Origin of the sequence: Amycolatopsis sp. 505 (assembly GCF_031625235.1) — a bacterium.
Taxonomy (GTDB): Bacteria; Actinomycetota; Actinomycetes; order Mycobacteriales; family Pseudonocardiaceae; genus Amycolatopsis.
Map to the genome: position 1 here is coordinate 1,320,791 of NZ_JACKQP010000001.1, position 12,847 is coordinate 1,333,637.

The 12,847-nt window shown below is 74.4% G+C and carries 8 protein-coding genes; 4 read left to right on the plus strand and 4 right to left on the minus strand.

What is annotated here, in order from left to right; genetic code table 11:
• Positions 1-54: 54 nt before the first annotated feature.
• A complete protein-coding gene (locus H5965_RS06450) occupies positions 55-1,335 on the plus strand; it encodes a hypothetical protein (RefSeq protein ID WP_310968359.1) in 1,281 nt (426 codons plus the stop codon).
• Between the two features lie 123 nt (positions 1,336-1,458).
• On the opposite strand, the gene H5965_RS06455 is transcribed toward H5965_RS06450, so the two are convergent.
• Entirely contained in the window at positions 1,459-3,609 is a 2,151-nt protein-coding gene (locus H5965_RS06455) for a DUF6049 family protein (protein ID WP_310968360.1), read from the minus strand.
• Positions 3,606-4,160: an NUDIX hydrolase gene (locus H5965_RS06460; protein ID WP_310968361.1), complete on the minus strand. Its 555-nt coding sequence runs from the start codon at positions 4,158-4,160 to the stop codon at positions 3,606-3,608. Before H5965_RS06460 ends, H5965_RS06455 begins: the two co-directional genes overlap by 4 nt.
• Before the next feature lie 101 nt (positions 4,161-4,261).
• Here H5965_RS06460 and H5965_RS06465 point away from each other — a divergent pair, with 101 nt between their 5' ends.
• Genes H5965_RS06465 through H5965_RS06475 form a run of 3 tightly spaced genes read left to right on the plus strand, consistent with a single transcriptional unit; the run spans position 4,262 to position 7,873 of the window.
• On the plus strand, positions 4,262-5,698 hold the full coding sequence (locus H5965_RS06465; protein WP_310968362.1) for a CCA tRNA nucleotidyltransferase: 1,437 nt from the start codon (positions 4,262-4,264) through the stop codon (positions 5,696-5,698).
• A 3-nt stretch (positions 5,699-5,701) separates the two neighbouring features.
• Positions 5,702-7,009: an ATP-binding protein gene (locus H5965_RS06470; RefSeq protein WP_310968363.1), complete on the plus strand. Its 1,308-nt coding sequence runs from the start codon at positions 5,702-5,704 to the stop codon at positions 7,007-7,009.
• 12 nt (positions 7,010-7,021) lie between these two features.
• On the plus strand, positions 7,022-7,873 hold the full coding sequence (locus H5965_RS06475; RefSeq protein ID WP_310968364.1) for a class I SAM-dependent methyltransferase: 852 nt from the start codon (positions 7,022-7,024) through the stop codon (positions 7,871-7,873).
• Here the strand turns inward: H5965_RS06475 and H5965_RS06480 are convergent.
• Positions 7,860-9,767: a TNT domain-containing protein gene (locus tag H5965_RS06480; protein WP_310968365.1), complete on the minus strand. Its 1,908-nt coding sequence runs from the start codon at positions 9,765-9,767 to the stop codon at positions 7,860-7,862. The genes H5965_RS06475 and H5965_RS06480 overlap by 14 nt on opposite strands.
• Positions 9,768-9,800: 33 nt before the next feature.
• Entirely contained in the window at positions 9,801-12,842 is a 3,042-nt protein-coding gene (locus H5965_RS06485) for an ADP-ribosylglycohydrolase family protein (RefSeq protein ID WP_310968366.1), read from the minus strand.
• Between the last annotated feature and the right edge of the window lie 5 nt (positions 12,843-12,847).

A 12,847-nucleotide genomic window follows, 5' to 3' on the forward strand; every position in this document is an offset into this window, starting at 1 on the left:
CGAGCCCGCCTGGGGACCGCCTTGCGGCGGGCCGCTCTGCGGCGGTGCGGCCGGGTGGGCGCCGCTTGGTGGCGGGCCCGCCTGCGGGTTGCCGGGCGAGATGACCGGCTGGGCGCCGCTCAAGGGCTGGCCGGGCGGCGGAACCTGCGGGCCGCTTTGCGGCGGCTGGCCTTGGGGCGGCGCGGCCGGGTGAGCGGCGCTTGGCGGCGGGCCGGGCTGCTGGTTGCCGGGCGAGATGACCGGCTGGGCACCGCTCAGCGGCTGGCCGGGCGGCGGAACCTGCGGCCCGCCTTGCGGCGGCAGGCCCGGCGGCGGAGCAACCGGCTGGGCACCGCTCAGCGCCTGGCCGGGCGGCGGCACTTGCGCCCCGCCTTGCGGCGGGGCGACCGGCTGGGCACCGCTCTGCGGATTGCCCTGCGGCGCGCCGCTCGGCGGCACCGGCTGAACCCGCGTCGGCGCCGGACCGCCACCACGCGGCGGCTGCCCACCGCGCGGCGGAACCCGCCGCTGGTCCTCGCGGAGGGCACGGTCGTCGTGCGGGCCGCGGTCGTCCCGGGGCCAGTCTTCGCGCGGCCGTTCGCCACGGGGGCCGCCCTCGCGGGCCGGGAACTCGTCCGGCCCCGGACGGTCCCGGCGCGGGCCACGCTGCTCGTCCGGACCGGGCCGCTCACCGCGCGGGCCGCGGTTGTCGTGGGGCGGGCGGTCGCCGCGGGGTGGCAGATCGTCCGGCACCGCTCGGTCGCCGCGGGGCCCACGAGCCGCCGGGTCATCGGGGATCGGCCGGTCGCCACGAGGGCCGCGGGGTGGCAGGTCGTCCGGCACGGCTCGGTCGCCGCGGGGGCCACGGGGCGTCGGGTCGTCCGAGAGGGCTCGGTCGCCGCGCGGGGCGCGTTCGTCGCGCGCTTGGCGGTCGCCTCGAGGGGGCAGGTCGTCCGGCACGGCTCGGTCGCCGCGGGGGCCGCGAGCCGCCGGGTCGTCCGGCGCGGGACGGGGACCGCGGGGCGGGATGTCGTCCCGGGCGGGCCGGTCCCCCCTCGGCGTGCGGGCCCGGCGGTCTTCGCGCCCCCGGCGGTCGTCGCGGGGTGGCTGGCCGTCGCGGGGGCGGCGGGCCGGGGCCTCGTCGCGGACCGGGCGCTGGTCGCGGACCGTGGCGTCCTCCGGGGCCGGCATCTGGCGGGTGTGGCCGTTGCGGGGCGGCTGGCGGCGGCCGCGCTCCGGAGGCGGGGGCGGCGGCTGCTGACGACGGACCGGCTGCGAGCCCCGCGGCGGCCCGTCGCCCCGTTGCGGGGGCGGGGGGCCTTCGCGCCGAGGACGACCCGCACGCTCGGGTGGTAAGCCCGGCTCTCTCTCCAACGCGTGCCCAATCCTCGGTGCTCTACTCCGGCTCGCGGCCCGGTGCCGCGCACGTGCGGACCAAGGGTAATCGCGAACCGCCCGGAACACTCAAAGGCCGAGCGATCAGGCCACGACGTCGCGGCCCGCGCGGGCGTCCTTCACCCTCCGGTAGATGCGCCGGGAAGCGAGCAGAAGCAGGGCCACACCTGCGGCTACGGTCGCGATGATGGTGATCGCGCCGTACTCGGTGGACGTCAGTTCGAACCGCGCGGATGACCCGAGCGGGGTACCGGTCGGCGTGCTCAACGACACATCGACGCTGAACCGGCCGGCCCGCAGCGCCTCCACCGGCAGGAAGTAGTTCTTGCCACCGCTCGCCGGGAAGAACCAGTCCTTCGCGTCCTCCGGGCGCAGGCCCGTGTTGTTGTTCAGGGTGAACCGGGCGTTGATCCCGACCGGCAGGTCGTTGCTCACGTACACCGGCAGCGGCGAGTTGCCGGACGCCAGCGCGATGGTCTGCTTCGGCTGCGAGACGGTCACCCGCCCGCTGATCGCGGCCACCTCGGCCTGGGCGTTCGTGGTCGCCGCGTCCGCCGGCAGGCCCCGCCACGCCGTGGACGCGCCGCGCAGCTCGGCCAGCCGGATCGGCTCGACGACGTCGTCGGGTTTCACCCGTTTGGTCGGGTCGAGCTGCATCGCGGACGCCAGCCCGGTGGCCTTGACGTCGAGCCCGGCGAGCGTCGAGACGACGCCGGCGTCGACGCCCGCGGCCGGGTCCGTCCCGCTGTCGCCGACCGCGCCGGCGGCCGACGGCTCGGCGGCGAGCAGCGCCGGCAGCCCCGTCGCGGTGACCACGCCCGAGCTCAGGAAGTCGCTGACCTGCTGCAGGTAGGTGGTGAACTCCTCGGCCGAGGCGTCCCAGCGCCGCGGCGGCGCGACCAGCAGGTGGTCCGGCCGCTGCCCGCCGGTCTGGCCCAGCCCGGCGCGGAAGGCGAGGGCGCCGAGGCCGTTCTGGCTGGCGACCGCCCGCTCGGTCGTCGCGGGCACGGTGACCGAGCCGGGCACGGTCGGGACGCCCGTCATCGCGGCGGAGATCAGCGAGTCGGTCGGCTGCAGGCGGACGGTGCTGCCCTGCACGGTGACGCCGCCGCCGGCCGCGGCGGGCGGGAGCTTGCCCGCGTCGGTGAGCACGGTCCGGACGCCGGCCTCGGACAGCGCGGTGAGCACCGACGCGCTGGGCGTGCCGTCCGGCCAGAGCACGCCGGTCTGCGGGGCGACGTCGGTCAGCTCCTGGATGGTCGCCGCGCCGGTGGCCGCCCGGGTGACCAGGCTGGTGTCGCCCGGCCGGATGCGGGTCAGCGCGTCGAGGTCGGTGTCGGCGAACGGCAGCGCCACCACGCAGCGGTTGCCGACCAGCGCGCGGAGCTCGGTCAGCCACGCCTTCGCGGCCTCGGCACCCTTGCCGTCGACGTTGCCCGTGTCCGTGTGGACGAGGTAGCCGCGGGTCATCGCGTCGACCGTGGCCAGCAGGTCCGGGTCGAGCGCGAAGCACATCGACTTCGCCAGGTTCGAGTTGTTCCGCACGGCCGACGCCGCCGACGTGACCAGCGCGTTCAGCCGGCCGTCCCCGCTGATCTCGCCGGCCAGCCGGTCGTCGGCCAGCACCAGCGGGCTGCCGTACGGCGCCGCGTAGACGTGCGGGATGTTGCCGGTCAGCGGCCAGAGCAGGGTCATGCTCGGCGCGCCGCCGCGGCTGGTGGCCTGCTTGCCCGGTCCGGTCAGCACCGGCATCAGCATGCTGACCGCGCCCAGCCGCGCGGGCCCGCCGAACTCCGGCGTGCCGTTGACGTTGACCAGCAGCGGGTAGACGCCGGGGCGGGCGAACCGCTCCGCCCGCGCCCCGGTCAGCGGCACGGTGAGGTTCAGCGGCGCGCTCTGGCCCGGCTCCAGCACGTCGGCGACCGACGTGAACTCGGTCAGCGGGGTGTCCTTGACGACGGCGCCGGACAGCACGTCGCCGACCCCGCGCTCGGTCGTCGCCCGGTCCCCGACCTGCAGCCGCACCTGCGGCTTGGCGACCCGGCGGTCGCCGGTGTTGGTCACCGTGCCGGTGACGGTCAGCGTCGTCGTCGAAGTCGTGATCACCCGCGGGCTCAGCCCGGCCAGGTCGATGCGCAGGCGCGCGCCCTCCTGCGCCTGGGCGACCGTGGCGCCGGCCAGGGCGGGGACGGCCAGGAAGAGGACGGACAGGAAGGCTGCGGCGAACCGCTTCACTCGGGGGCTCCCTCAGGGGCGTGCTCGTCTCGTCCGTGGACGTCCGGGCGCGCGAAAAGTTCCTTGTACATCTGACTGGCCTTCCGGACGAGCTTGCGCTCGTCGGAGTAGGCGAGTTTGGTCTCCAGCTCGGCCAGCGGGACCCAGGCCACCTCGGTGACCTCGACGTCCTCGTCGGACAGCTCACCGCCGAGCGCTTCGAGCAGGAAGTGGTGCACGGTCTTGTGGATGCGCCGCTTCTCGGCCACGAACCAGTAGTCGATGGTGCCCAGTGGCCGCAGGACGCGCGCGGAGATGCCGGTTTCCTCCTTCACCTCGCGCACGGCCGTCTCTTCCACCGTCTCCCCGTCCTCGATGTGGCCCTTGGGCAGCGACCACAGCAGTCTGCCGTGCCGGTCGAGCCGGCCGATCAGCACCGCCTGCTCGCGGTCGGCGTCCACCACGAGACCACCGGCCGACGTCTCGTCGACCGTGGTCAGCCGCCTGCCGCGCTGACGCCTGCGCCGCCTGCGCGGCTTCGAGGCGCCGGGGCGGCCGGCTGATCCAGACATGCTGCGATGCTAGAGCAAACGGTCTCCCCGGTAGGCTGGCTCTCCGTGTCCGTGTCCGGCGGTGCCTGCAGCTATCGCACCTGGAACGTAGTGGGATTTTCGTGAACGACGTGGTCGACGAGCAGGTGGTGGGGCTGATGGAGGTCTCGCCACTGGCGGAGGAGCTGGCGGAAAGGTTCGCCAGGGCGGGGCACCGCCTGTACCTCGTGGGCGGCAGCGTCCGCGACGCGCTGCTCGGCCGCAGTTCCGGTGACCTCGACTTCACCACCGACGCGCGGCCGGACCGGGTGCTGAAGATCGTCAGCGGCTGGGGCGACGCGGTCTGGGACGTCGGGATCGCCTTCGGCACGGTCGGCGTGACGAAGAAGGGCATGCAGCTCGAGATCACGACGTTCCGCGCCGACAGCTACGACCGCGTCGGCCGCAACCCCGAGGTCACCTTCGGCGACAGCATCGAGGGCGACCTGCTGCGCCGCGACTTCACGGTCAACGCGATGGCCGTCGACCTGGCGTCCAAGACGTTCATCGACCCGCACGACGGGCTCGGCGCCCTGCGCGAGCGGGTCCTGGACACGCCGGCGACGCCGCAGGAGTCGTTCGCCGACGACCCGCTGCGGATGCTGCGCGCCGCCCGCTTCGCCGCCCAGCTGGACTTCACCGCCGCGCCGCGGGTGGTCGACGCGATGACGTCGATGGCGGAGGAGATCGACCGGATCACCGCCGAGCGGGTGCAGGCCGAGCTGTCGAAGCTGCTGCTGGCGGCCGACCCGCGGCCCGGCCTGGAGCTGCTGGTCGACACCGGGCTGGCCGACCGGGTGCTGCCCGAGGTGCCCGGGATGCGGCTGGCGATCGACGAGCACCACCAGCACAAGGACGTCTACCAGCACTCGCTGACCGTGCTCGCCCAGGCGATCGACCTGGAGAAGACGCACGAGCCGACGTCGGAGCCGGACCTGATCCTGCGGCTCGCGGCGCTGCTGCACGACGTCGGCAAGCCGGCGACCCGGGAGTTCCAGCCCGGCGGCGGCGTGAGTTTTCACCACCACGAAGTGGTCGGCGCGCGGATGGCCCGCAAGCGTTTGCGGGCGCTGAAGTTCTCGAAGGAGATCGTCGACGACGTCTCCCAGCTCGTGTTCCTCCACCTGCGGTTCCACGGCTACGGCAAGGGCGAGTGGACGGACTCGGCGGTCCGCCGGTACGTCACCGACGCCGGCCCCCTGCTGACCCGGCTGCACAAGCTGGTCCGCGCCGACTGCACTACCCGCAACCGCCGGAAGGCGGCCGCGCTGCAGGCGACCTACGACGACCTCGAAGCCCGGATCGCCGCGCTCAAGGCCAAGGAGGACCTCGACCGGGTGCGGCCGGACCTCAACGGCGAGCAGATCATGGAGCTGCTCGGCCTCAAGCCGGGGCCGGACGTCGGGAAGGCGTGGAAGTTCCTCAAGGAGCTCCGGCTGGACCGCGGCCCGCTCGACCACGACGAGGCGGTCGCCGAGCTGAAGAAGTGGGCCGCGGAAAACGGCGTCGGGGACGTGTGAGCCGTGGCGGGCGGGGGCAGCTTCCTGGTGGCGCTGCTGAGGCGCGGCGCCCCCGCGATCGCCACCGCCACGAGTGAGCTGCCCGCCGAGATCGCCGACCCGGCGCCGATGCACGCGCTGCGGCGCATCTCGCGGATGTCCGGCCCGATCGACCCGGCCGAGCGGGACGGCCTGCTGCTGCGGGCCACCCGGTACGTCGTGCTCATCCCGCTGGCCTACCGGCTGCTCGCGGTGCCGGGCCAGTTCGGCGTCTACGTCCTCCAGCGCGGCACGGCCGGGCTGCTGCCGGTCGGGGTCTTCACGCTCCTGTCGGTGGCGCTCAACGTCACCGGCCTGCGCTGGATGTTCCGTTCGGCGCCCTTCAGCGGCCGCAACGCCGGGAAGCTGCTGGCCGTCGACCTGGCCTTCACCGTGCTCTCGCCGCTGCTCATCGCGCTGACCGTGCCCACCTCGGCGTACTTCGACGCGCTCGCGGTCACCAGCGTCCACCTCTACGGCGAGATCGGCCTGCTCACGCTCGCGCTCGGCCTCCCGAGCGGCGTGGTGTTCGGCCTGCTCAGCTTCCCGCTCCGGATGCTGGCGAACCGGCTGAACACCGGCGGGTTCCTGGCCGGGGCCGCCTTCTCGACGTACTCCGTGCTGCTCGCCGAGCTCTTCCTGGCCACCGCCGCGCTGGTGCTGACCGGTCTCGGCACGCGCCTGGCCCTGGCCTACGGCACCCGCAACGGGCGGCTCGCCGAGCGCGCTCAGCAGCACCGGAGGCTGCACGACACGGTGCTGCAGACCCTGGAAGCGATGGCCTTGTCCAGCCCGGGCGACCCCGCCGAGCGGCTGGTCGAGATCCAGCGGCTGGCGCGGGCGCAGGCGATGGAGATCCGGCACACGATCGAGTCGGCGGCGTCCGAGCAGGCCGAGGCCGGTGCGCGGCCGCTGGGCGAGAAGCTCGCCGCGCTCGCCGCCGAGATGGCCCGCGACGGCCTGCGCGCCCAGCTCGTGGTGGCCGAACTGGACGACGACACGCTGTCGGAGGTCCGCCAGATCGCCATCCGCGACGCCGTGCGCGAGGCGATGCGGAACACGATGAAGCACTCCGGCACCGACCGGGTCGTGGTCCGCGTCGAGGAGCGCGACGGCGGCATCGCGGTGATCACCCGCGACCACGGGAGCGGCTTCAGCGCGGCCGACCACCCGGCCGGGTTCGGCATCAGCGAGTCGATCACCGCGCGGCTGGCCGAGGTCGGCGGGACGTCGCTGGTCGAGTCGGGACTCGCCGGGGGCGGCACGCGAGTGACGTTGTGGGTCCCGTTCTGATATCTCCTGACCATGACCTCGATCGAGCTGCTCGCCGACGCTCTCGCCGCCCACCGCTCCGGCGACCGCGACCAGGCCGCCGAACTGGCCGCCCAAGCCGGGCGGGAAGGCTCCACGCTGGCGGACGAACTGCGGACCTACCTGGCCGGTGACGGCTCGGCGCCGGTGTACGACCAGCCCAGCGCGTTCACGGCGTTCATCCGCGGCGGCGGCAACGTCGAGCTGTACCGGGCCCTGAGCGCCGAGCTGGCCGCCCGGTACGACAGCGCGAAACCGGAATCGCTGCTCGACCTGGGCTGCGGTGACGGCCTCGCCGTGGTGCCCGCGCTGGAGCAGGCCTCGCACCTCCCGCCCCGGATCGACCTGGTCGAGCCGTCGGCCGCGCTCCTCGAAGGCGTCCACGAACGGGTGCCCTCGGCCCAGTGCTGGCAGTCGACCGCCCAGGACTTCCTGGCCCGCGACGACCTCGGCTGGGACTTCGTCCAGTCGACGTTCGCGCTGCAGTCCATCGAGCCGGAGCAGCGCGCCGAGGTGCTGCGGGCGCTGCAGCCGCGCACCGGCACGCTGGTGCTGGCCGAGTTCGACGTCCCCGAGTTCGAGGAAGGCTCGCCGGAGCACCTCCGCTCGCTCGTCGAGCGCTACGAGCGGGGTGTCGCCGAGTACGGCGAAGACGCCACGCTGGTCGCCCAGGGCTTCCTGCTGCCGGTGCTGCTCGGGATCGTCTCCGGGCAGCAGCGGACGAACTGGGAGCACCCGGCCGCGGTCTGGGCCGAGCAGCTGACGACGGCGGGCTTCACCGAGGTCGACGTCACCCCGCTCGCCGACTATTGGTGGTCGCCCGCCGTCCTGATCACTGCCTGCTGAGCGAGCCCGCTTCGACGTGCTGGGCGAGCGGCCGCGGCAGCAGGTAGGCGACCGCACCGCCCGGCATCCCGCCCCACGGCGCCGTCACGCCGGTCAGCACCCGGATCGCGCGCTGCACCCGGTAGCGCCGCTTCTCGCGTTCGCGTTCGAACGCCAGCGCCGTCTCGACGAACCGCGAGCCGTCGGCGTGCACCAGGTTGCCGGTCTCGTTGCCGTACCGGACGACCGTGGTGCCCGGCGGCAGCGTGAGCAGGCGCTTGCCGCGGTAGAAGTTCAACGGCGGCTCGCCGCGCATCGGCAGGATCGGCCAGTCGGCGGGCTGGTCGGACTCCTCCGCCGGCCGCGGCGGCAGCATCAGCAGCACGCCGAGGAGGAACCGGGCGGCGTCGCCGAGCGAGCCGAACGCCACCGGCTCGTCGGACGGCGGCCGCGAGACCTCCCAGCCGTTCTCGGCGCGGCGCAGCGTCCAGACGCCCTCGGCGGGGATCTCGTTCGCGCCGATCCGGTAGGCCGCGGCGGGCACGCCGTGCTCGGCGAGCCGCTGCTGGAGCAGCTCCAGGGTCTCCGCGCCCTTCAGGTTCCGGACCGGCTCGCCGCGGGCCACGCGGGTCAGCGCGCGCTCGTCCGGCAGGTCGGCGGCCGTCTGCGGCGGCCGCGGCTGGCCGAGGACCTCCGCCTCGGCCGTCGCGCGGACGAGCTCCCCGACGAACGGCGGCCGGAAGCCGGCCGCCCGGATGTGCTCGACCAGCTCCGGCTCCGGCGGTACGCCGTACTTGCGCAGGTAGTGCGGCACGGCGGCGGGCCAGATCCAGGTGCCGTCGGTGTGGAACGCGTTCGGCACGTCCGGCTTCGCCCCGGGGCCGCCGAAGATGTCCGGCAGCGGGGTGGGCCGGTGCAGGGCGACCGGCGCCCGGAACAGGTAGTCGAGCAGGCCGCGGACCTGGTCCGGCGGCACCGGCGGCCGGTTGACCACCGGGCGCTCGCCCTCGACGTGCGAATCGGCGACCCGGGCGTTCCGGAACACGACGTCCAGCGGCAGCCCGGCCTTCGCCGTCAGCCAGGCCGGCATGTGCTTCGGCGTGCGTGGGAAGGTCGCCAGTTCCAGCTCGTAGGCGGCGGTCGACGGACGGCCGCCGTCGTTGGGCGGCACCCGCCAGTCCGGCTCGCGGTCGGCGTCGAAGTCGAAGTCGAACTGCGACTGCGCGTCGAGGGTGAAGGTGCCCTGGAACCAGGTGCCCGCCTCGGCCTGGAACATCGCCGCCCGCAGCCGCGCGAAGAGCCCGCCGAGCCGGGGCACCGCGGGCAGCGAGACCGACACCGGGCCGTCCTCGTCGCCGACCGCGCGGACCTCGATCTCGGCGTAGTCCCCGACCTGCCGGAACTGCGCGCCGACCCGCGCCCAGCCGCCGGGCACGGTGTGCAGCAGCGTCCGGCCGATGGCGCGCAGCAGCGCGTTCTGGTCGCCGGTGCCCGGCTGCGGACGGGCCTCCGGCGTCTCGGTGAAGTCCAGCCGCGTCTGCCACAGCGCGGTGACCTGCTTGGCCGGCACGGTGACCGAGAAGTCGGTCAGGCCCAGCTGGGCCGCCCGCGCGGCGTCGTCAAGCACCCAGCGCAGGGTCAGCTCCGGCCGGTCGCCCGGCGCGACCTCGAAGACCTCGCCGTCGTACTCGGCGAAGGTCCGCAGCGTGAACGTCGACGGCACCTCGCTCGCCGGGACGACCTTCGCCGGACGGCCCTCGAACTCCTTGTCGAAGCCCTCCGGCGCCTCTTCCTCCGGCAAGACGGACAGCAGCACCGTGCCGTCCGTGGTCGACCGCTGCGCGCGGTAGGTCCCCTCGCCCCACGTCGCATACAGGCCGTCCGGGCGTTCGGCCACTTCAACCCGGTAACGCACGTTTGTCCTCCCCGTCCCCCGTGAACCAAGAACCTAGTCGACCGGGTACCGAGCGAACCACCGGTCGTCGCCCGGCGCATCCGGGCCGAACTCGGTGAGCGCGTCGTCCGCCAGGCCGACGATGACTTCGCGGAGTTCCAGCCGGTCGAGCCAGCTTTTCCGCAGGGCTTCCTCGCCGTACATCGCGCCGACGAGGTTGCCGCAGACCGAACCGGTCGAGTCGCTGTCGCCGCTGTGGTTGACCGCCGCGAGCAACGCCGAGTCGGCGTCCGAGGTCACCCGTGCGACGTACACCGACATCGACAACGCCGTCTCGCCGACGTTGCCCTGCCCGAGCCGTTCGAGCTTCTCCGGCGTCGGTGGGCCCTCCATCGCCAAGGCCGCGTCGAGCGCCGCGCTCTGCTCCTCGTGTCCCGGGTGCTTCACGAGCTCCGCGCGCGCGGTCGCGACCGCGTCGAGCAGCGGCTTTCCGTGCAGGAGCTCGTGCATGAGCACCGCGAAGCACCCGGACGACAAATACCCGCTCGGGTGACCGTGGGTCAGCGCCGCGCTTTCGGCGCCGAGCCGGAACACCTCGGCGAGGTCGTCCGACCACAGCGCGATCGGCGCCGCACGCATCACGCCGCCGCAGCCCTTCGAGTTGTTGACCGGCCGGTCGATGGTGCCCCGGACGCCCGAGCGGCCGTACGCCTCCAGCTCGCCGAAGCAGGTCAGCCCCGGTGCACGCCGGCTGAACAGGTCCTGGTGGGTGATCAGCCAGCCGTCGGCCGCCTCGACCGCCGACTGCGGTCCGCGAGCGCGGTCCCACGTGACGCCCTGGGTGTGCAGCCAGCGCTGGTAGGCCATCTGCAGCGAGTGGACGACGTCCGCGGACCCGGTCTTCCGCTGCTGGGCGTGGGCCCGGATCAGCGCTTCGAGCGTGAAGAGCGTCATCTGCGTGTCGTCGGTGATCCGGCCGACGCCGCCGTACGCGGGGATGAAGTCGGTGATGCCGTCCGGTCCGGCGATCTCGCGGATCCGGTCGATCGAGTCGAACTCCGTCTTCGCGCCCAGCGCGTCGCCGATCGCCCCGGCCAGCAGGCTGCCCCGCAGTCGCGATCGCAAGTCCGGTCCCTCCGGTTCCGGGGTGAACCGGCCGCTCGGGTACCGGCGCTCCCAGCGTGCGTGCTCGGCGGTCTCCGTCCGGAGGCCGTTGCGGTTGAAGTACCAGAAGACGTCACTGGCCACGTCTTCGAGCAGGCCGAGGTCGGGCAGCGACGGCACCCACGGCAGGCCGGGCACGCCGACCCGGGCGCCGACCAGCGCACCGGTGATCGCGCCCGCCACCGGCCCGGACCGAGCGGCGAGCCGGATCGCGGCCTCGGGGTCGTACCCGCGCTTGGCCGCGGCGAACAGCGCGCGGCCGAGCACCGACCGGACGCTCCGGCCGTCGCCGATGGACTCCAGCTGCGTCACGTCGTCGGCGTCGCGGTCCGCGCGCAGCGCCAGCGTCGAAGCCGCCAGGTCGCCGCCCACCTCGTGCAGGCGGACGTGCACCGGCAGCGCGAACGGCTCCCGCGTCAGCAGGCTCTGGAACAGGGAAATGAGCAGCTCGACGCCCTCGGTGACCTCGGCGCCGGCCGCGCTGCCGGTCAGTTCGCGGGCGACGTCCTTCGCGTACCGCTCGCCGTCGACGTCGGCCAACGCCACCGCCCCGGCCGGCGTCGCGGCCAGCGCCGTGGCCAGCAGCGCGGAGAACTCGGCGGGCGCGGGGCCGGCGTGCCGGGTCGCGACGGCGAGCCAGCCGACCGGGTCCGGTTCGGGCAGGGTCGCCGGGACTTCGCCGGTCGGCACCGGCGGCAGGCCGCGCAGCACGATGTCGGTGTGGAACAGCAGGTGCCGCGTCAGGCCGCCCAGCGGCAGGGAGCTCGCCGGGTCCGCGCCGCCGCCGAGAGCGTCACCGATCGCGAAGCCGACGTAAGCGCCGACGATCCGGTGCCACGCGAAGCGGTCGGGCGGCGTCCCGAAGGCGGAGAACTTGCCGAACGTCCACGGCACCGGCCGCGGCCGGGCGTCTTCGTCCACGTGCGCGATCAGGCCGTTCGCGCCCAGGTCGGCGGGCCATTCCGGCTCCTGGCCGGCCCGGCGGCGGACGCCGTTGCGGTACTGCCAGGCGAACCCGCGCAGGTACCGGACGCACTCCTCCGGCGTCAGCTCGAAGTGCTGGTCGCGGGCGTGGTCCAGGGCGTACCGCAGGTGCCGGGCCGGCAGGTCGGGCGGCTCGACGCCGAACTCCGCGACCAGCGCGGGCAGCGCCGCGGCGACCTCGGGCCCGGCTTCCGGCGCGGGCTCGGCCACGATGGGCCGGCGCTCGCCGGTCGTGCCCAGTTCGGCGGCGGTGAGGCTGCGGACCAGGGCGGTGCCGGGGTCGAGCGTCAGCCCCGACCCCGCCGGCAGCTCCCGGACCAGGACCCGCCACCGGCGCGGGTACCGCCCGGGCACCTTCGCCGACGAGCTGTAGGCGATGACTTCGCGCTCGTCCTTGCCCGGGACCGGCCGCACCAGCGGCTCACCGTTGTCGAGCAACGGCACGAGCACTTCGCACTCCAGGAGAGCGCGGACGAATTCGGCGCGGGTGATCCAGTTCGCGGCCAGGTAGTTCAGCAGCTTCCCGGCGTCGGTCGCCGGAGCCGGGAAGCCCCGCCAGACCGGGCCGGCGGTGTACTGCTCGTTGCTCCGGTACTCGCCGTTCGCCCTGGTCCAGCCGCGGACGGCCCGCACCGGGAGGTCCAGTTCGGGGAACGCCTTCTCGTCGAACTCGGGGTCGACGTCCGGCCGCCACTCGGCCTCGGCGGGCGTGCTCGCCATCGCCGCCCGGTCGTACCCGATCTCGCCTTCGTCCGGCACCACGACCACCGGGCCGGGGAACAGGCCCGCGCCGATGTCGGTGCCGTCCAGGTAGCCGGCCGTGTTGACCGTGAAGCGCCAGCCGTCCGGGCGGCGCGCGGTGAACTCCGGCCGGATCCGCAGCCGGTCGCCGCCGGGCTGCGTGCGCAGCCACTCCCGCGCGCGGGCGACGGCTTCCTCTTCGTCCATTCTCC

Bases quoted from the DNA above. Each gene is read 5' to 3' on its own strand.
- H5965_RS06475 (WP_310968364.1), top strand. From the start codon at position 7,022: ATGACCTCGATCGAGCTGCTCGCCGACGCTCTCGCCGCCCACCGCTCC.
- H5965_RS06460 (WP_310968361.1), bottom strand. From the start codon at position 4,160: ATGTCTGGATCAGCCGGCCGCCCCGGCGCCTCGAAGCCGCGCAGGCGG.
- H5965_RS06485 (WP_310968366.1), bottom strand. From the start codon at position 12,842: ATGGACGAAGAGGAAGCCGTCGCCCGCGCGCGGGAGTGGCTGCGCACG.